We start from the raw sequence: 19,786 nt of genomic DNA, 5'->3' as shown, positions 1-19,786 counted from the left end.
CGGATCGTGCGGCACACTGGGTACTGGAACAACACATGGACTTCGGGAAGTCGCGCCGGTGATCGCCAGGCGCAGGCCCTTGGTCCCCGACGAGTGAGGACATCACTGGTGGACGACGAGGTCGTACTCTCAGCACCCCTGTTCGCGGACATGGAGAGCGGTGAGTCGCGCGCGCTCTTCGAGTCGATGGTCCCGGTGGACCTGGTCCGTGGCGACATTCTCTTCCGGGAAGGCGAGCCCGGAGACCGGCTCTACGTCATCGCCTCCGGCAAGATCAAGCTCGGCCGCCGCTCCGCCGACGGTCGCGAGAACCTGCTGTCGATCCTGGGACCGGGCGAGATGTTCGGCGAGCTGTCGCTCTTCGACCCGGGCCCGCGCACGGCCTCGGCGTCCTCGGTGTCGGACGCGCTGGTCTACGAGCTCCGGCACGATGCCCTGGTGAAGTGGATCGGCGAGCACCCGACCGTCTCCATGCAGCTGCTCGGCGCGCTCGCGCGCCGCCTGCGCCGCACCAACGAGACCCTGGCCGACCTGGTCTTCTCCGACGTGCCCGGCCGCGTCGCCAAGGCGCTGCTCGACCTGTCGACCCGCTTCGGCGAACCGAACGACGACGGCGTGCGCGTGGCCCACGACCTCACGCAGGAGGAACTCGCCCAGCTGGTCGGCGCCTCGCGCGAGACGGTCAACAAGGCCCTGGCAGACTTCGCGACCCGCGGCTGGGTCCGCCGCGAGGGGCGGGCCGTGGTGCTGCTGGACATGGACCGGTTGGAGCGACGGGCGCGCTGAGGCGAACGCGACCCACGCTCCATCCTGATGGCCTGGACCCTGGGGGTCCGGGCCATCGCCGCGTGCTAGCTGACCTTGGCCGTGAGGGTGAGGAGCGTGGCCTCCGGGCGGCAGGCGAAGCGGAGCTGCCAGTACGGGGATGTGCCCGCGCCGGCGGAGACGTGGAGCCAGGTGGAGTCCTCGCCACCATCCTCGTCCGGGCGAGGGCCCGGCCAGCCGTGCAGGCCGGAGGCCCGGCCGCGATCCAGGTCGCAGTTCGTCACGAGCGCGCCGATGCCCGGGAGGCAGAGCTGGCCGCCATGGGTGTGCCCGGCGAACACCATGTCGGTGCCGTCGGCCCGGAGCTGGTTGAGGACTCGCTGGTACGGGGCGTGGACGACCCCGAGACGGAGGAGCGGGTCCTCGCCATCGGGTGTTCCGCCCAGGTCCGCGTCGGCGGCATGGCGGCCCTTCGCAGATCCGGTCCCCGCGGTCGGACGTGACTCCGGCATGACGTCGCGGTCCAGGTGCGGGTCGTCCATGCCGACCAGGCCGAGCACCCGGCCGTCGCGGAGCGTGATCGTGTCGCGGCGGTTCGTCAGGTCCGCCCAGCCGGCCTCGCGGAACGCCTTGGCCAGGGACTCCGTGGGGAGCGGGACCAGGTCGTCGCGCTGCTCGCGGGCGTCCGGCAGGAGGTAGCGCGCCGGGTTCTTGAACGTGGGCGCGAAGTAGTCGTTCGAGCCCATCACGAAAGCGCCCGGGACCTCCATGAGCGGCCCGAGCACGTCGAGCAGCGGGCCGAGGGAGCGCAGGTGCCCGAAGTTGTCCCCGGTGTTGATGACGACGTCGGGCGCGAGACCTGCGAGCGACCGTACCCACTCCTGCTTGATGTGCTGCGAGGGGGTGAGGTGCAGGTCGCTGAGATGCAGCACCCGGACCGGACGCTGCCCGGGTGCGAGGATCGGGACCGTGTAGCGGCGCACCGTGAACAGCTTCGACTCGAGATGCGCGTAGGCGAGCCCGGCGGCGGCCGCGCCGCCGAGCGCCGCGAGCGTGGTCAGTGCGCTGCGTGCGGCCATGGGTCAGTCGGTCCCCTCGGCTCCGCCGCCGTTCCCGCCGCCATCATCGGAGTCACCGGAGTCGTCGTCATCGCCCCCCTGGGGAGTGGGCTGGGCGGGAGCTCTGCCGACCAGGTTCGGGTCCGGGCTGGGGAAGTCCATGACCGGCATGCCCTTCATCGCCTCGGCCGAGTACAGGTCCCACGCGGGGAGCGCGAGCGAGCTGCCGTACAACACCGAGTAGGGCTGGCCGGGCTTCTCGTAGTTGTACTTGCCGCCGTTCACCATGATGTTGAAGTGCGCCACGTCCCCCCTGGCGGTGCCGACCCACACCGAGGTCGACAGGTTGGGCGTATACCCCGTGAACCAGCTGTGATAGCCGTTGTTCGTCGTGCCGGTCTTTCCCGCCACAGGACGAGTCGCCGGGAACCTGTCCTTCACCCAGTAGCCGGTTCCCCACGGCTTACCTTCGAACACCTTCGTCATCGCGTAGGCAACGGTGTTCGCCACATTTGGCTCGAGCGTCTGCTTGCATCCCGCCTTCGGCACGTTCATTTCCGCGCCACCGCGAGTCTCGACAGAAGAGATCGCGATCGGCTTGCAGTACGTGCCACCCGACGCGAAAGTCGCGTAGGCCGTAGCCATTCCCAGCGGAGTCGTGGGCTGCGTACCGAGCACCATCGCCGGCACAACCTCGATGTCGCGGGCCGTCGCCCGCCCCTCGATCGGGCCTCCGCCATCGATCTTGGCATGCACTGTCGGCTGGAAACCCGCATCAAAAGCAGATTGGCGAATACCGCACAGATCAAGCTTCTGAGTCATGCGTGAGTACACCGTATTCAGCGACTGATAAGTACCCAGTGCGACCGTCACCGGACCTCCGGCTCCAGCTTCGGCGTTGCCAACCGACCAGGGGCCAACGCCAAGGGATACGCCTTCACATCCCGACGCGCGGAAAGACTCCTTTGCCAATACCACCTCGCTGGACGGGATGACGTCGTTCAGGCGATGACCCGTTCGCAGCCATTCTGTCAGGACAAACGGCTTGAAGTTCGACCCGGGCTGGAACCCGTTGGACCCGCCGTGCAAGAAGTCTGCCGAGTAGTTCATCGCCGTGTGCAGCGGCTCGGGCTCGTCCGAGGCGTCGTACGGCTTGTTCTGCGCCATGCTGAGGATCTTTCCGGTCCCCGGCTCCACGGAGGTGATCGCCGCGTCCAGCCCGCTCGGGTCGTTCGTCGGGACGACCTCGACGATGCTCTGGTGCGCAGCCCTCTGCTTCTTCATGTCGAGCGTCGTCACGATGTCGAGCCCGCCCTGGTAGAGCGCGTTGTAGCGGTCGTCCCGGGTCTCCCCGAACTCCTTGCTCAGCAGGAACTCCTTGATCACGTAGTCGCAGAAGAACGCCGACCCGGCGGGTGCCTCCTCGCAGCCGAGCTGCAGCTTGCGCGGCTTGAGCGTGTTCTCGATCGGGGTGTCCTTCGCCCGCTGGTACTGCTTGTCCGTGATGTACCCGAGGCCCCACATCTTGTTCAGCACCAGGTTGCGGCGTTCCTCGTTGATGTCGGGGTTGTCCAGCGGGTCGAAGCGGCTCGGCTCCTTCGTGATCCCGGCGATCGTCGCCGCCTCCACGACGTTCAGGTCCGCGGCGTCCTTGCTGAAGTAGCGCTGCGCGGCCACCTGCACCCCGTAGATGCTCACCCCGAACTGCGCGACGTTCAGGTAGCCGGCGAGGATCTCGTCCTTCGACATCTTCTTCTCGATGGCGATCGAGAGCTTCGCCTCGCGGATCTTGCGCTGGATCGAGTCCTCGCGGGCGTCCAGGATGCCGAACGGGTCATCCTCCTTGAGGGCCTCCTCGATGAGCGCGTTCTTCACGTACTGCTGTGTCAGCGTGGACGCACCCTGCTGGGCGGCACCGGAGGCGTTGCTCACCGCCGCGCGGGCGATGCCCTGCGGGTCGACGCCGTTGTGCTCGTAGAAGCGCTCGTCCTCGATGGCGATCGCCGCGTGCTGCATCTCCTTCGAGATCCTCTTCAGGGGCACCACGATGCGGTTCTGCTCGTAGACGGAGGCCAGCAGGGTCTTCCCGTCGCTCGCGAAGATCCGCGACTGCTCGGACAGTGGCGTGAGCTCCAGTTCGTCGGGCACCTCGTCGAACAGCTGCACTCCCGCGTCGACGGTGGTGTTCGTTCCGGCGGCCAGCGGGATGAGCATCCCGGCGCCGATGAGACCGCCGGCACCGGCGGTGAGGACGAAGGCGAGTAGCAGGGCGATCAGCTGCGTGGCGGGGATCTTGCGCGTGATCCGCCGCTGCTCGGAGCTCAGGGGATGGGCCGACGACATGGGGCCAGGGTAGTAGGAAAGCCTGAGATGACACGCGGTGGCGCGGCCGCTCGGGTGTGCGGGTCGTGTGTACGGTGCCCACCCGGCCGCCGGGCTACGATCGGCCACATGGCAACCACGTGGGAGTACTCGACGATCCCCCTCCTGATCCACAACACCAAGGCCGTTCTCGACCAGTGGGGCTCCGACGGCTGGGAGCTCGTCCAGGTCGTTCCCGGCCCCGACGGCACCGGGCTCGTCGCCTACCTCAAGCGCCCGACGGGCGAGCAGTGAGCGCGGAGCAGCGGCTCGCCGACCTCGGCATCAGCCTGCCCGACGTCGTCCCGCCCGTCGCCTCCTACGTCCCGGCCGTTCGCACGGGGCAGTACGTGCACACGTCGGGACAGCTCCCCATGGCCGACGGCGCGCTCCTCGCGACCGGCAAGGTCGGGATCGGGGACGGACTCGTCGACCCGGCGCTGGCCAAGGACCTGGCCCGCACCTGCGCGCTGAACGCCCTGGCCGCAGTCCGATCGCTCACGGGCAGCCTCGACGACGTCGCGCGCGTCGTGAAGGTGGTCGGGTTCGTCGCGAGCGACCCGTCGTTCACCGCCCAGCCGGCCGTGATCAACGGCGCCAGCGACGTCCTGGGCGAGATCTTCGGCGAGCCCCACGCCCGCTCCGCGGTCGGCGTCGCCGTTCTCCCCCTGGACGCGCCGGTCGAGGTCGAGATCGTCGTCGAACTCGCCTGACGAAGCGGCCCGCGGCCGGACCGACGGAGCGCTCACGAGTTCCTGACAGAGCGCTCACGCCGACCTGGCGGAGCGCCCCGTGGGACGTTCTCGTGGGCACGCGGAGCACGTGACTCTGCTCACCGCTATTTCGGTTTCGTGCCTGGCCCTCGTGTCGGCTATGCTGAGCAGGCTTCCGCGGCCCGAGGGTCTGCGGTAGGCAATCCGGGGTGTGGCGCAGCTTGGTAGCGCGCCTCGTTCGGGACGAGGAGGTCGCAGGTTCAAATCCTGTCACCCCGACCCACCGAAAGGCTCTCTGACCAGCGGAAACGCTGAGTCAGGGAGCCTTTCGCGTTACCCGGGCACGCCTTCGCTCGTGGCCGTCACCCGGGCGCGGCCACGGCCGTGGCCCCCGGCGGTTTTCGGGCACGACGGCGGTCACACGTCAGCAACCTGCCGGAACCCCACCGCTGACCAGCGGCCTACGGTGACAGACGCACCCTGATACCGGTCCGGAGGGGAACACTCGAATGGCACACGAACACGACTCAGCGTCAGCGCTAGAAGTCCTTGGGGCGGTCGGCATGCTCGGCTGGACTCTCGTCATGTGGGCGGCCATCGTCGTCCTCGCCGTCTCGCACCGCCGGCGGGTCGAGACCTGGATGCTCCGCACGGCGACAGGAATCGTCCTGCTCGGCGTGATCGGCCAGATCGGCCACATGCTCGAGCACGTCGCCCAGGCGGGCTACTGGATCATGAACCCCTACGCGCCGGCCTGGATGACGCCCTGGGGCACCGGTCTCGCCAACGGGTTCGGCGTGGTCGACCCGACCAAGCCGTCGCTGGGCATGGAGATCTTGCACTTCGTCGGCAACATGCTCTTCCTCGCCGGCATCGTGGGCGTGATGCAGCTCACCCGGCGGGTGACCTACCGTTCGACCGCCCGCAAGTGCGCCACGATGGGCGTGTGGATGCAGGGGATCCACGGCGTCGAGCACCTCGTCCTCATGCTGTCGGTGTGGCTCGGCGCCCCGACCGCCATCGGCCTGTCCACCTGGTTCGGCCTGATCGATCCGGGGGTGGCCCTCTCCACGCACCGGATCTGGTGGCACTTCCTGGCGAACGTCCTGGGGAGCGCGATCTTCGGCCTGGCCCTCTACCACCTGTGGCGTGAGCACCCGCGGATCGCCGCGTCCTTCGACACACCGACGCCCGCGCCGGCCCGCTCCCTCGCGCCGGCCACCTGATCACGGCTTCGGGTACCGCACACCGCCCACCCGCGCGGCCGCCTCGCCCATCGCACGTCCCTGGGCGAGGCGGCCGCGACACCGTCCACGTCGCCGGCGTTCAGGCCTGCTTCGGCGCGTTGCTGTACGAGGCCAGCTGCCAGACGCCGTCCTCGCGGACCACCACCCAGGTGGCGCGCACCAGGGCGTCGTCGGGCAGCTCGTCGGCGCCGGCCGGGCGGACGCCGCCCTCGGTGAACAGGATCACCGCGTCGGGGCCGAGCACCTTGACGTCGAACGGGGTGCCGAGCACCTGGGTGCCGCGGTAGGGGCCCTGGAACGCCTGGCGCATGAACGCCGCGATGGCGTCCTGGCCCTTCTGGTGGACGCCGGGCAGGATCATCGTCCCGTCCTTGGTGAACACCTCGGCGAACGCCTCGGCGTCGTGGTCGCGCCACGCCTCGATGATGCGCTGGGGAACCGCTGCGGGGTCGTCGGTCGTCGTGGCCATCGGTCCTCCGAATGAGCGAGCCGGTACGGACAACGGCAAGGCTAGGAGCGCTGCCCGCGCGGAACTTCTTGTGCGTTGCCTCGACGAGACGTGCGCCGGAACCGCGCCGCCCCGGCACCACGGCCCCGACCGCCACCGGCATCGCGCGACGTCGCGGCGGGCCGCAACAGAGAAGGCGCGCCCGCGACAGTCGTGCGGGAACCATGGTCGGCGCAGCACCGACCATGAGGAGACCCGACATGGAGACGCCAGCCGACCTTCCTATCCCGCTCCGCCGCCTGCGGGCGACGCTGACAACGCCTGGTGTCCGCGAGGTCGACCCGGAGCGCCGCGGCTTCCGCCCTTGGGAAGCCGGTCCGTCGATCGTCGCGCCCGTCGGCCACGCCTTCCTGGACGGCTACCGCATCGCGATGACCGAGCGGGGCCCCGCGCAGGCGGCACGGCGGCTGGACGACCTGCCGCGGCAGTGGCAGGGATTCGCCGCCGAGGGGGCCGCGATGGCGATCACGATCCGGGCCGCCCTGGAACCCTGGAGCCGCCACGGATTCGCCACGTTCGAGGCGGTGACGGAGGGACGTCACAGCTACATGGCCCACGTCGGACTCGGCTGGGCCCTCGCCCGGCTGCCGCGACCGTTCTGGCCCGACCTCACCACGCTCGACCCCGCCGTCGCCCCGCTCGTCCTCGACGGATACGGGTTCCACGAGGTCTTCTTCCACAGCACACGGACGCTGGAGCGCCGTGGCACGGGGTTCCCGGAGCACCGCTGGCCGGGGGGCGCCGGGGCCGCGCGGCAGTCCCTGATGCAGGGCATCGGCCGCGGCCTGTGGTTCTGGGCGGGAGGCTCACCCACCGGCATCGCCGACGTGGTCGCCCGGTTCGACCGGCGGTTCTCCGGCTCGCTGTGGGCGGGGACCGGACTCGCGGCGGCCTACGCGGGCGGCCGCGACCGGACGGCGCTGGCGGAACTCCTCACGGTCGCCGGGGACGACCGCCGCTGGGTTCGGCAGGGTGCGGCGTTCGCCGTCGAGGCCCGGCACCGCGCGGGCACGGTGAACGAGCACACGCCGGTGGCGTCCGCGGCCCTGTGCGGGGGCCCGGTCGCCGACGTCGTCGAGCTGGTCGGGTCCTGCCGGCCGCGGCCGGCCGACGGCGCCCCGGACCGGACGGCGTACGAGTCGTGGCGTCGAGCGGTCGCGACCGCGCTCGAGGCGGCCGACGACGTCGTCGGCGCGTGAGGGAGGGCGGGCCCGATGCCAGCAGCGGTCCACCGTCTCGGCCTCCTGGAGTCCGTCCGCGTCCTGCGGGGGCTCACCCGCGCCGACCGGGTCGATCATCTCGTCGCTCTCGCCCGTGACCGGCCGGGCGGCGCGCTGCTGCGCACCCCCTTCGGCCGGATGCTCATCACCGCGACGCCGAGCGCCGTCAAGCACGTGCTGGTCCGGCACGCGGACCGGTACGTCAAGGGCCTGGGGCAGGCGCAGGCCCGGGAGATCATCGGTGAGGGACTCCTCACCGCGGAGGGCGAGCACTGGCGCCGGCAGCGCCGGGACGTGACGCCCTACCTGGCCGCCCGTGCCGTGCACGCGCACCAGGGCAGGTTCCTCGCGCTCGCGCGGGCCGGCGCCGCGACGGTCGAGGAGCGCGGCTGGGACGCCGTCGATCCGGCCGTGCTGCTCGCCGAGTACACACTGGGCTGCCTCGGCGTCACGTTCGGCTTCCCGGCGCCCGCGGCGGAGCACATCCACGAGGCGTTCGACACGATCCAGGACGAGGCGCTGTTCCGCAGCGTCTCCCAGGGCCTCGTCCCGCTCCGTGCTCGTCCGCGCGCCCGCGCTCGGGTGCACGCGGCGCTGCGCCTGCTCGCCCGCGAGACCTCCGGCTCCCTGCCGGGCCACCGCGACGACGCGTGGGCCACTCCCGAGGGGATGACCAGCCTGTTCCTCGCCGGGTACGAGACCACGGCCAGCACGCTCGCCTGGGCGATCACCTACCTGGCGCAGCATCCGGCGGTCCAGGAGCAGATCGCCGCGGAGGCCTCCGTGCTCGATGCCCTCGGGCCCGACGACGTGACGCCCCGGCACCTGGCCGCGTTGCGCTGGAGCAGCGCGACGCTGGACGAGACGCTCCGGCTCCGGCCACCGGTGTGGCTGGTCAGCCGGCGGGCGACCGTGGCGGACACCGTGGACGGGGTCGCCCTCTCCCCCGGCGACGAGGTGCTGATCCTCCCGGCCGCCGCCCAGTCCGCGGACCCGGACTTCCGCCCCGAGCGGTTCCTCTCCGGCGCCCGCGAGTCGTCGCTCGACTTCGGTGCCGGGCCGCGCGCGTGCCCGGGCGGCGCGCTGGCCCAGGCCGAGGCGGTCCTGTGGCTGTCCACCGCCTGCGGCCGGCTCGCCCTGCGCCCACGCGGCCGCCGCACCGTGACGGCGCTCGCCCGCATGTCGCAGGCGCCCGCACCCGACCTGCGCGACGTCGTCGACGTCGTCCCACGTTCCGGGACCTCCCCGTCCCGCCCCGCGGCACTCCCCACCGTCCCGGAAAGGAATCCCCTGTGACCCAGAACGCCGACTCACCGCCCCTCCCGCCGACCCGCCGCCCACGAACGGCCCCCCTCGGGGAGCGTCCCACGCTCACCGACGCGCAGCGGGTCGCCCTGGAGGCGTATGCCGACACGGTGGTCCCCGGCCGCAAGCGCCACCCGGACGACGTCGCGATCGCGGGCGTGGACGACACGCCGGGTGCGGTCGAGTGCGGTGCCCTCGACGTCCTCACCGACCCGGCCACCGGGATCGAGGACGGTGTCGGCGGCATGGCCGACCTGCTCGACCAGCGCGCCGTGACGTGGGCCACCGCCCGGGAGCTCCCGGACCCGGTGGGCCGCTTCGCCGACCTCGGGTACACCGACCGGCGCCGGCTCGTGGCCGAGCTCACCGACCCGGAGGAGCCCGAGAAGGACCTCTGGTTCCTCGTGGCGCTGTTCGCCACGATGGCCTACGACAGCGCGCCGCACCTGGAGACCGCCGACGCCCTGGACCCGGCGGTCACGCCGGCCTCCGGGCTGCGCGCGATGGGGTTCTTCCCGCCGGTCGACGGGAGGTGGGCGTTCGACCGTGGCGGCTACGGCCGCCCGCTCGCCCGGCTCCGGGCCGGCACCGACGACCACGGGGACCCGCGATGACCGGCGCGAGCGTGGAGGAGTTCGACGTCGTCGTGATCGGCAGCGGCTTCGGCGGCTCGATCCCGGCGTTCCACCTGGCGGCCGGCGGGGCTCGCGTGCTGGTCCTGGAGCGTGGGCCCCGGCTGACGAGCCGCGAGTACGACCAGTCGCTGCGGTTCGGCAGCTCCGCGACGCGGATCTTCGACTTCACGGCCGGCGACGGCATGAGCGTGCTGGGCGGCAACTGCGTGGGCGGCGGCAGTGTCGTGTATTTCGCGGCGATGCCCCGCGCGCCGCGGTTCGCGTTCGAGCGCCGCGGCTCGCTGGGTCACCGGCTCTGGCCGTCGGCGATCGACCGGGAGTCGCTCGACCCCTGGTACGACCGGGTCGCCGAGGCCCTGCCGATCAAGCGGCACTCGTGGGACGAGGTCTCCTACGCGGGCGGGGCCTGGGCCGCGATCTGCGACCACGGCGGGCGCACCGCCAACCCGCTGCCTTCTGCCGTCGACACCGCCAAGTGCGTGAACTGCAACTGGATGATGTCGGGCTGCGCCGAGGACGCGAAGCAGTCGCTGCTGCTCAACTACATCCCGGCCGCCGAGGCGAACGGCTGCGAGGTCCGCGAGCTGCACGAGGTCCAGCACCTCACCCGGGACGCGGACGGCTCGTACACGGTCCACTACTCCCACGTCCACCCCGTCGACTACCGGGAGACGGTCGGCACGGGCAGTGTCCGCGCCCGCGTCGTCGTGCTCGCGGCCGGCGCGGCGGCCACGCCGGTGATCCTGCAGCGCTCCGAGCCGCACCTCGGTGCCATGCCGGACGCCGTCGGACGCTACTTCTCCGGGAACGGCGAGCGCATCAACGTCGCCTCCCTCGACGAGTCCGCGCTGCGGGACACGCTGGGCCTCGACCGGGGCGACGGCCGGGCCTACGAGGCGTTCCAGATCGGCCGCGGCCCGGTCGTCGCCACCTGGGACCGCCAGGACGAGAATCTGCCGGAGTTCGAGCGGTACGCGATCGAACAGCTCTACTTCCCGCCCGGGCTCGGCACCATCCTGGCGCAGGCCCGGACGTCCGACGGCGGCCCCGGCTGGTTCGGTCTGGAGAAGAAGGAACTGCTGAGCCGCTGGCAGTCGTGGCTGATGCTGTTCGAGCTCATCGAGGACGACAACGAGGGGGTGTTCGGCGCGCCCCCGCCGTCGGGCAACGCCGTCCGCCTCTCCCAGCAGCTCCTGGGCCGCGGCACGCTGCGCTACCGGCCGCGGGCCACCACCCGTGCCGCCTGGGCGCGGGCCGACGCCGACGTCCGGGAGCTCATCGAGGACGCCGGCTTCGGGCAGGTCGAGCCCTGGACGAACGACCTGGTGGGCGCCTACACGGTCCATCCGCTCGCGTCGTGCCGCCTGGGCGACGACCCGGCCACGAGCGCCCTGGACGACACCCATGAGCTCCGGGGACACCCCGGGATCTTCGTCACGGACGCCTCTGCCGTGCCGGCGGCGCTGACGGTCAACCCGTCCAACACCGTCGCCGCCCTCGCCGAACGATCGGTCCAGCACATCTGCGACCGGCTCGCCGAGCGTGGGATCTCCGTCCGCTACGGCGGACTACTACCCGTCTGACAAGACCCCGAGGAGGCACCCCCGTGCTGATCGACGAGACCACGACGACCACCCTCTCCCCAGAGCATGTCCGCGACCTGATGTCCACCGAGGCGTTCCAGCACGCCAAGGCGGACCGGCTCGGCGCGATCGAGTTCGGCATGCGGGTGACCGACGGGCCCACGCGGACCGTCGTCACCCGGAGGCGCTTCGAGACCGCCGGGTTCCCGGAGTTCCTCAAGCCGATGATGCGGCCGACGATCGTCGCCGTCGAGACCGAACGGTGGGCCCCGGACGACGCCGCCACCGGCGTCCTGACGGGTGACTTCGAGGTCGACGTCGAAGGCGCGCCCGTCAGCCTCCGCGGCCAGGTGCGCATCGAACCGCACGACGGCGGCGCCCGGCTCACCTTCACCGGAGACCTGCGTGCCGGTGTCCCGCTGTTCCGCGCCAAGGTCGAGCAGTCCGCCGCCAGCTCGGTACTGGACACCATCCGCACGGAATTCGCCCTGCTGGAGGAACACGAGACCACGTCGAGGAGGAACCGGTGAACAGGGAACGGATCGCTGTCGTCGGCATCGGGCTCGTGTACCCCGATGCCGACTCCCCCGATGAGCTGTGGACCAACGTTCTCGCCGGACGGCGCGCGTTCCGCGACATCCCGGACGAGCGCACCCGTCTGTCCGACTACTGGTCCGCGGATCCGCAGGCCCCCGACGCCTTCTACTCGCGGAAGGCCGCCGTGCTGCGCGGCTACGAGTTCGACCGGGTCCGGCACCGGATCTCGGCGGCCACGTTCCGCGCCACGGACATGACCCATTGGCTCGCCCTCGACGTCGCCGACCGGGCGCTGGCCGACGCCGGCTTCCCCGGCGGCGAGGGACTGCCCGCGCGCACCACCGGAGCGGTCGTCGGCAACACTCTCACCGGCGAGTTCACCCGCGCCGGCCTCATGCGGCTGCGCTGGCCCTATGTGCGCCGCACCGTGGCCGACCAGCTCCGCGCCAGCGGCTGGGACCCGCCCGCCATCGACGGGTTCCTCGCCGACCTCGAGCCGCGGTACAAGGCGCCGTTCCCCGTGCCCGACGAGGACTCGCTCGCGGGTGGCCTCGCCAACACGATCGCCGGGCGCATCTGCAACTACTTCAACCTGGGCGGCGGCGGGTACACGGTGGACGGCGCGTGCTCGTCGTCGCTGCTGTCCGTCGTCAACGCCGCGAACGCGCTCACGACGGGCGACCTCGACGTCGCCCTCGCCGGCGGTGTCGATCTGTCGATCGACCCGTTCGAGCTGATCGGATTCGCCCGGACCGGCGCCCTGGCCACACGGGAGATGCGCGTCTACGACGCCGACTCCAACGGCTTCTGGCCCGGCGAGGGCAGCGGGATGGTCGTCCTGATGCGCGAGAGCGACGCCCGCGCCCAGGGACGCCGCATCTACGCGTGCATCACCGGCTACGGCGTCTCCTCCGACGGGCACGGCGGCATCACCCGGCCCGAGGTCGAGGGCCACCGGGACGCCATCGCCCGCGCCTACGCCCGCGCCGGGTACCCGGTCGACTCGGTCGGCTACTTCGAGGGGCACGGGACCGGGACGGCGGTCGGCGACGCCACGGAGATCGCCGCCATCGCCGGCAGCCTCCGTCCGCGATCCGACGGCACACGCGCCGCGCTCGGCTCCGTCAAGGCCAACATCGGCCACACCAAGGCGGCCGCCGGGATCGCCGGTCTCATCAAGGCCACGCTCGCGGTCCACCACCGGACCATTCCTCCCGTCACCGGCCAGACCGAACCGCATCCGGTCCTCGCCGACGTCGCGGACCGCCTCCACACGCCGCACGAGGCGGCGCCGTGGGCCGAGGGCACCGCGATCCGCGCCGGCGTCTCCGCGATGGGGTTCGGCGGCATCAACACCCATATCGCCCTCGAGCAGGCCGACCCCGCGGACACCGCCCGGCCGTCTCCGACCGCGCGCGTCCGTGACCTGGTGCGCGGTCGCCAGGACGCCGAGGTCCTCCTGCTCGGCGGCACGGACGCCGACGAGCTCGCCGCCGACGCGCGCCGCCTGCTCACCGCGCTGGCGGGTGCCGCCCTGTGCGAGCTGGCCGACGTCGCCGCCACGAGCGCCCGCCACCACGGCGGCGCCGAGTTCCGCGCCGCCGTGGTGGCCCGGACACCGGAGGAGGCCGTCACGCGACTGGACGCCGTGGTCGACCGTCTCACGGCCGGTCCGTCACCCACGACGCTCGAACGCGTCGCCCCCGGCGCGTTCGTCGGCCGACGGCGCGACGACGCACGGGTCGCCTTCGTCTTCCCCGGGCAGGGCACCGGGCACGGGCACGTCGGCGCCGGCCTGCGGCGCTTCGGACATCGTGCGCTGCCGGCCCCGGCCGGCGACGGGCACGACGACGGGACCGCGACCGTGCAGCCCCGTGTGGTGGCGCGCTCGCTCGACAGCCTCGACGCGCTCGAGCGGTGCGGGATCGCGGGTGACATCGCCGTCGGGCACAGCCTCGGCGAGATCACGGCGCTCGCCTGGGCCGGTGTCTTCACCGCCGACCAGGCGCTACGGGTCGCCACCCGCCGGGGTGCGCTGATGGATGAGCTCGCGCCGCGCGACGGCGCGATGGCGGTCCTGTACGCGGACGCGGAGACCGCTGAGCGGCTCCTCGCCGGGACGTCCGCCAGGATCTCGGGATACAACGCCCCCGCGGTGGTCACCGTCGCGGGCCGGCAGGACGACGTCGACCGGGTGGTCGAGGCCGCCGCGCGCGCCGACGTGGCGACGGCACCCCTGGCCGTGCGTCACGCGTTCCACACGGAGGACTTCGCACGGGCCGCCGAGGCGCTCGGCGAGTACCTCGCCGGCGAACAGGTGCAGGCGCCGCAGCGCCCCGTGCGGTCCACCGTCGACGGGAGCACCATCGACGCGCGCACCGACCTCGCCGCCTACCTGTCGGCCCAGATCGTACGGCCCGTGCGGTTCTCCGACGCGGTCCAGGAGCTCGACGGCGCGGAGCTCGTCGTCGAGGTCGGGCCCGGGCACGCGCTGGGCGGTCTCGTCGCCGCGACGCTACCGGGCACCGTCGTGACGCGGACCGACTCGGACAGCCCTTCGCTCGAGCCCTTCCTCGAATGCGTCGCCGCGGCGCACGCCCTGGGCCGCGACATCAAGACCGGGGCGCTCGTGGACGGGCGCGCGGTCAAGCCCTTCGACCTCGACACCCGGCCCGTCTTCCTCGCCAACCCGTGCGAGGCCGCCCCCGAGCTGGGCTTCGAGCCGAGCGTCACGGCGGTTCCCGCCCCGGGCGTCCCGGCCTCGGAACCCGCGGGAACGTCCTCCCGGCCCGGCACGGGTCCCGGCCCGGACGACGGCACCGGCGCGGCGGCCTCCCCTGATGCAGGGGGCACCGACCCCGCGTCGGTCTCGACGCTCGAGCTCGTGCGCCGGAGCATCGCCGCCAAGGTCGAGCTGCCGCTGGAGATGATCGAGGCCGGGACCCGGCCGCTCGACGAACTGCATCTCAGCTCGATCACCATCGCCCAGATCACCAACGACGTCATCCGGTCACAGGGGCGCCCGCCGCTGTCCGGTGTACCCGCGTTCGCCACCGCGACCGTCGGCGAGATCGCCGAGATGCTCGACGCCGCCGCGGACACGGAGCCGTCCGGCGGTCCGGACGACGCGGCGGAGGCGCCGGGCGCCGAGCCGTGGGTCCACGCCTTCGCCATCCGGCACCTGCCCGCCGACCCGCTGCCCGCACCCCCGCCCGGACAGTCGCGCTGGACACGGCTCGGCGCCGCACGCGAGGACACGGACCGCCTGCTCGCGCGTCTCTCGGCGACCGACGGCGCGCCCGGCGTCCTCGTGGACACCCGCGGCCTCCCGCTCACGGACTCCGCCGCCCGAGCCGACGAGCTGATCAGCCGGCTGCGCGAGACCCGCACCGCGCGAGAACCCGTGCGCGTCGTCGCGCTGCACCACGGCCCCGGCGGGCTGGCCGGCCTGCTCAAGTCGGTCCGCCTCGAACACCCGGACATCTCCGTCACGGTCGTCACCGTCGCCCCGGACGCGGACCTCACGGCCTCGGTGATCGACTCCGTCGCCGCGGACACGACCGCGTCCGGGTTCCTCGAGGTCGGCTACGACGCCGCGGGGCGGCGGCACGTACCCCGGCTCGACATGGTCCCGCCCGCCGCGGCCGACGACGCACCGCTCGGTGACACCGACGTCCTCCTGGCCACCGGCGGCGCCAAGGGCATCACGGCGGAGGCGTGCCTCGACCTCGCACGGCGGTACGGCATCGCCGTCGCGATGCTCGGCCGTGCGACAGCCGACGACGACGCGGTCCGCACCACCCTGGACCGGATGACGTCCGCGGGGGTTCGACACCACTACGTCGCCGCGGACGTGACCGACCCTGACGCCGTCGCGGCCGCGGTCACGGAGATCGAGTCCGCGCTCGGCACCGTCACCGCGGTGCTGCACGGCGCCGGCGTCAACCGGCCGGAGCCCACCCTCGATCTCACGCCGGACCGGCTCCGGGCCGCCGTCGCGCCGAAGGTCGACGGGCTGCGCCACGTGCTCGCCGCCGTCGACCTCGACCGGGTACGGCACGTCGTCGGCTTCGGCAGCATCATCGGCCGCGCCGGGCTCCCCGGCGAGGGCCACTACGCCCTGGCCAACGACTGGATGACCGCGGAGCTGACGGCCCTCGCCGCGGAACGGCCCGGGATCCGTGTCCGCTCCCTGGAGTGGTCCGTATGGTCCGGCACCGGGATGGGGGAGAACCTCGGCGTCGTCGAACTGCTCAAGCAGCAGGGTATCGAGCCGGTGGACACGGACCGGGGACTCGCCCAGCTGCGCCGGGCCGTCTCCACGCCGGACTTCCCCGTCACGGCCCTCGTGTGCTCGCGCGTCGGCAGCCTGCCCACGCTCGGATTCCTGCGGCGGGAACTCCCGCTGCGCCGGTTCACCGAGCGCGTCGTGGTCGACTACCCCGGCGTCGAACTCGTCACCGAGGCGGAACTGACCGCCCGCACCGACCCGTACCTGCTCGACCACCGGTTCGAGGGCGAACTGCTCCTGCCCGGGGTGATCGGGCTGGAGGCGATGGCCCAGGCCGCGACCGCGCTCTCCGGCGTCTCGCCGTCGCGCGTCTCCGGGGTCGCGCTGGAACGCCCCGTCGTCGTCCCGCCGGAAGCCCCCGAGAAGGTGCGGGTGTGTGCCGTGACCCGCCTCGACGGCTCGGTGGCGGTGACCCTGCGGACTGCCGCGACCGGCTTCGCCGCGGACCACTTCCGGGCGGTCTTCCACTTCGGGGACGCGCCGGCTCCCGACCTCGTCGCGTCCGGGGACCGGACGTCACCGATCGAGCTCGACCCGATCGCCGACCTCTACGGCGGCGTGCTGTTCCAGGACGGCCGGTTCCGCCGGATCACCGCCTACCACCGGGTCACCGCACGGCACGCCTCCGCGGATCTGTCCGCGGAGTCGGACCGGCCGTGGTTCGAGGGGCATCTCCCGCAGGCACTGCTGCTGGGCGATCCGGGCTCCCGGGACGCCCTGATGCACGCCCTGCAGTGCTGCGTCCCGCACGGTGTGCTGCTGCCCCAGGGCGTCGACGAGATCGTCCTCGGACCCGGCAGGCGCGAGGGGACGCTGCGGATGGATGCCCGGGAGATCGACGCCGAGGACGGCACCTACACGTACGACGTGACGGTCCGCGACACCGCAGGACTGCTCGTCGAGCACTGGTCCCGCCTGCGCCTGCGGTCCGTCCGTGCGGTCCCGTCCGCGCAGATCGCCTGGCCGCACGCGTTCCTCGGCCCCTATCTCCAGCGCCGCGCGGAGGAGCACCTGGGCGGGAGTTGGGCGGTCGCGGTCGAACCGCACGGAGACCGGCCGCCCGCATCGGTGGCCGCGCGACAGGCCGGCACCGCGCTCGCGGTCCGCCGGGCTCTGGGCGAGCCGCTCACGATCAGCTACCGCCCGGACGGCCGGCCGGAGTGCGGGCCGGACCACCTGCTCTCGGCCTCGCACGGCGCGGACTGCACCACCGTCGTCGTCGGCGACGAAGGGCTCGCCCGTCTCGCCGTGGACGTCGAGCTCGTCGAGCCGCGGCCGGAGGAGACGTGGCTCGGGCTCCTGGACTCCGTGAACCTCGCGACCGCCGCGCGGGTCGCCGCCGATCTCGGCGAGGACCTGGACACCGCGGCCACCCGGATCTGGTCGGTTCTCGAGTGCCTGCGCAAGACGGGGCAGGTGACCTCGTCGGTCCACGCGGGGGCGCCGCTCGGTGACTCGTGGACGGAGTTCACCGTCGGGCGCGACCGGGTGGCGAGCTGGGCGGGCCGCGACCTCGCGGGCCGCCGGATCACCGCAGCCGTTCTGAGAGGAGATGAGTGATGCCCAACTACTACGAGCACCGTCACACCGTCGGTTTCGAGGAGACCAACCTCGTCGGCAACGTCTACTACGTGAACTACCTGCGCTGGCAAGGGCGATGCCGCGAGATGTTCCTGAAGGAGAAGGCGCCGTCGGTGCTGGCCGAGGTCCGGGACGACCTGAAGCTCTTCACGCTCAAGGTCGACTGCGAGTTCTACTCCGAGATCACGGCGTTCGACGAGCTGAGCATCCGGATGCGCCTGGAAGACCTCACCCAGACGCAGGTGGAGTTCAGCTTCGAGTACGTCCGCACGACGGACGGCGCCGACGAGACGGTGGCGCGGGGACGCCAGCGGATCGCCTGCATGCGCGGGGACAACCGGGACACGGCGCCGACTCGCGTCCCGGCGGAACTCGTCACCGCGCTCCGGCCGTACTCCGGTGCGCTGACCCGGCACGCGGTGATGTGATGGACACCGGGTGGACGACCGGCCAGGCGCTGCGCAAGACGATGGCGTGCTTCGTCACCGGTGTCACGGTGGTGACCTCGGACGACGGCGAACCACGCGGGATCACTGTCAACTCGCTCACCTCCGTATCGCTCGACCCGCCGCAGGTCCTCATCTCGATCGGCACGAAGAGCAGGATGCGCGCGACCCTCCTGGAGGCGCAGAGCTTCACGGTGTCCGTCCTCAGCGCATCGCTGATCGACGCCGCGACACGCTTCGCCTCGCCGGTCCGCCCTCGGGGGAAGGAGGCCTTCGACGGCTTCTCGGTGGCACCTGGACCCCATCTGGGACACCCGATCTTTACCGAATGCATGACATGGCTGGAGTGTCGAACCGAGCAGGCGTGGGAATCGGGGGATCACACGCTGTTCACCGCTCGGGTGATCGACTGCGGCTTCGGTCGCGGCGTGACGCCGTTGCTCTTCTGCAACGGGGTCCTCATGCCGCACGAACCGGTGGCGGTGGGTACGGCGGGCCCGCCGCGATCGGGCTGATCGGGTGAACTTCTCTCTTCAACTAGTCCTGTACACATTGCCGGATCTTTGCTAGATTTTACCCGATTGTGCAAGCGTTCTTCGATGTCTGGATCGAGCAAGTCCCCGACGAACTTCGAGGAGATAAGCCCCCCATGACCATCACCGCCCACAGCGCAACCATCTCCGCCCACCCCAGCACGCTCGACCTCGCCGAATCCGCACGCCCGTCCCACCCGACACGCCCCGGTACGCGGTCCAGGTCGCGCTCCGAGACGGTCGACAGCCCCATCGAGGACGCCGTTCGGCAAGCCGTCCAGGCCATGACCGACGACCTCGGCTGCGACGAGGGCATCGCGAGCATCGCCGCCGCGAACTTCTACAGCAAGTTCCACTTCACCCGCGAGTTCAGCCGTATCACCGGGACGACGCCGCGGCGCTACCTCGCCGCCCTGCGCATGCAGCGAGCAAAGGAGCTCCTCCTGCAGTCCGACCTCGGCGTGGTGGATGTCAGCACGACGGTCGGCTACATGAGCGTGGGCACGTTCAGCTCCCGGTTCTCGGCGCTGGTGGGCGTCTCCCCCCGCGAATGGCGGAGGCTGCGCGGTCTGACCGCCGCCGCGCCCGACGTCCATGGGCCCGGGCGGACGGTCCTCCGTGGGCGCGTCCAGCTCCTGGAAGGTGTCGCGGAGGCGCCGGCGGACGTCTTCGTCGCCGTCTACGAGGACTCGGTGATCCAGGGCCTGCCGGTCGCCTGCACGCGGGCGACCACCGGTGCGGTGTTCGAGCTGCGGGGTGTTCCCGCCGGGTCATGGGTCGTCTCGGTACTGCTCCGGTTCCTCACCTCGGACGGCGTCGAGGCCCTGCGCGACCGGTGCCAGGTGACCGTCTCAGACGATCCCGCGACCAGGCACCTCCCCCTCCGCCTGCAGCCGTCGACGCCGTGCGAGTTCGACCCGCCCGTCATCTTCAGCGGCGTCGGCTCCCTCCTGATCGCCGGTGACCATGGCCGGCGCTGAGCGCGACAGGCCGGGAGCGCCGC

Annotated in this window: 16 protein-coding genes and 1 tRNA gene; 14 read left to right on the top strand and 3 right to left on the bottom strand. The window is 72.1% G+C overall.

The features are described 5' to 3' along the window. Nucleotides 1-108: 108 nt before the first annotated feature. The gene (locus EDD34_RS01465; RefSeq protein WP_123812997.1) at nt 109-786 is read left to right on the top strand and encodes a Crp/Fnr family transcriptional regulator; all 678 of its coding nucleotides are present in this window, start codon (nt 109-111) and stop codon (nt 784-786) included. Nucleotides 787-851: 65 nt separating this feature from the next. Here EDD34_RS01465 and EDD34_RS01460 read toward each other — a convergent pair whose 3' ends face one another. Both EDD34_RS01460 and EDD34_RS01455 read right to left on the bottom strand, forming a co-directional pair. Further along, nucleotides 852-1,844 carry a metallophosphoesterase gene (locus EDD34_RS01460; protein ID WP_123812996.1) on the bottom strand — a complete coding sequence of 331 codons (993 nt, stop codon included), beginning with the start codon at nt 1,842-1,844 and terminating at the stop codon, nt 852-854. Between the two features lie 3 nt (nt 1,845-1,847). Further along, entirely contained in the window at nt 1,848-4,166 is a 2,319-nt protein-coding gene (locus EDD34_RS01455) for a transglycosylase domain-containing protein (RefSeq protein WP_123812995.1), read from the bottom strand. A 108-nt stretch (nt 4,167-4,274) separates the two neighbouring features. Between EDD34_RS01455 and sp36 the strand changes: the two genes are divergently transcribed. The 4 genes from sp36 to EDD34_RS01440 all read left to right on the top strand — a co-directional run bounded on the left by sp36 (nt 4,275) and on the right by EDD34_RS01440 (nt 6,123). After that, the gene (gene sp36 / locus EDD34_RS20545; protein ID WP_170176929.1) at nt 4,275-4,439 is read left to right on the top strand and encodes a Sp36 family protein; all 165 of its coding nucleotides are present in this window, start codon (nt 4,275-4,277) and stop codon (nt 4,437-4,439) included. After that, the gene (locus EDD34_RS01450; protein ID WP_123812994.1) at nt 4,436-4,897 is read left to right on the top strand and encodes a RidA family protein; all 462 of its coding nucleotides are present in this window, start codon (nt 4,436-4,438) and stop codon (nt 4,895-4,897) included. Before sp36 ends, EDD34_RS01450 begins: the two co-directional genes overlap by 4 nt. Nucleotides 4,898-5,102: 205 nt before the next feature. Continuing rightward, nucleotides 5,103-5,176 (top strand) — tRNA-Pro (locus tag EDD34_RS01445). Between the two features lie 230 nt (nt 5,177-5,406). Further along, complete coding sequence (locus tag EDD34_RS01440; RefSeq protein ID WP_123812993.1) at nt 5,407-6,123, top strand: DUF6008 family protein; 717 nt, start codon at nt 5,407-5,409, stop codon at nt 6,121-6,123. A gap of 100 nt (nt 6,124-6,223) precedes the next feature. On the opposite strand, the gene EDD34_RS01435 is transcribed toward EDD34_RS01440, so the two are convergent. After that, nucleotides 6,224-6,613, bottom strand: a complete 390-nt coding sequence (locus EDD34_RS01435; RefSeq protein WP_123812992.1) for an SgcJ/EcaC family oxidoreductase — start codon at nt 6,611-6,613, stop codon at nt 6,224-6,226. Nucleotides 6,614-6,852: 239 nt separating this feature from the next. On the opposite strand from EDD34_RS01435, the gene EDD34_RS01430 reads away from it, so the two are divergent. From EDD34_RS01430 to EDD34_RS01390, 9 genes are all read left to right on the top strand, one after another. Further along, nucleotides 6,853-7,851 (top strand): DUF1702 family protein, encoded by a 999-nt coding sequence (locus tag EDD34_RS01430; RefSeq protein ID WP_170176928.1) that lies wholly within the window; start codon nt 6,853-6,855, stop codon nt 7,849-7,851. Nucleotides 7,852-7,866: 15 nt separating this feature from the next. After that, nucleotides 7,867-9,168, top strand: a complete 1,302-nt coding sequence (locus tag EDD34_RS01425; protein WP_123812990.1) for a cytochrome P450 — start codon at nt 7,867-7,869, stop codon at nt 9,166-9,168. Then, nucleotides 9,165-9,791, top strand: coding sequence for a DUF5987 family protein (locus tag EDD34_RS01420; protein WP_211341463.1), 627 nt, complete (start codon nt 9,165-9,167; stop codon nt 9,789-9,791). The genes EDD34_RS01425 and EDD34_RS01420 overlap by 4 nt, the downstream gene beginning before the upstream one ends. Beyond that, the gene (locus EDD34_RS01415) at nt 9,788-11,395 is read left to right on the top strand and encodes an FAD-dependent oxidoreductase (RefSeq protein WP_123812989.1); all 1,608 of its coding nucleotides are present in this window, start codon (nt 9,788-9,790) and stop codon (nt 11,393-11,395) included. The genes EDD34_RS01420 and EDD34_RS01415 overlap by 4 nt, the downstream gene beginning before the upstream one ends. A gap of 23 nt (nt 11,396-11,418) precedes the next feature. Next, entirely contained in the window at nt 11,419-11,925 is a 507-nt protein-coding gene (locus EDD34_RS01410; protein WP_123812988.1) for a DUF2505 domain-containing protein, read from the top strand. Continuing rightward, nucleotides 11,922-17,783, top strand: coding sequence for a type I polyketide synthase (locus EDD34_RS01405; protein WP_123812987.1), 5,862 nt, complete (start codon nt 11,922-11,924; stop codon nt 17,781-17,783). Before EDD34_RS01410 ends, EDD34_RS01405 begins: the two co-directional genes overlap by 4 nt. Continuing rightward, nucleotides 17,783-18,232: an acyl-CoA thioesterase gene (locus tag EDD34_RS01400; protein ID WP_123812986.1), complete on the top strand. Its 450-nt coding sequence runs from the start codon at nt 17,783-17,785 to the stop codon at nt 18,230-18,232. The genes EDD34_RS01405 and EDD34_RS01400 overlap by 1 nt, the downstream gene beginning before the upstream one ends. After that, nucleotides 18,232-18,765 carry a flavin reductase family protein gene (locus EDD34_RS01395; RefSeq protein WP_123812985.1) on the top strand — a complete coding sequence of 178 codons (534 nt, stop codon included), beginning with the start codon at nt 18,232-18,234 and terminating at the stop codon, nt 18,763-18,765. The genes EDD34_RS01400 and EDD34_RS01395 overlap by 1 nt, the downstream gene beginning before the upstream one ends. A 134-nt stretch (nt 18,766-18,899) precedes the next feature. Beyond that, nucleotides 18,900-19,763, top strand: a complete 864-nt coding sequence (locus tag EDD34_RS01390) for a helix-turn-helix transcriptional regulator (protein ID WP_123812984.1) — start codon at nt 18,900-18,902, stop codon at nt 19,761-19,763. Nucleotides 19,764-19,786 lie beyond the last annotated feature (23 nt).

It is taken from the genome of Myceligenerans xiligouense (genome assembly GCF_003814695.1).
In the GTDB taxonomy this organism is placed as follows: Bacteria; Actinomycetota; Actinomycetes; order Actinomycetales; family Cellulomonadaceae; genus Myceligenerans; species Myceligenerans xiligouense.
The sequence above is the reverse complement of the archived record's forward strand: the minus strand, read 5'-3'. Positions and strand labels throughout refer to the sequence as shown.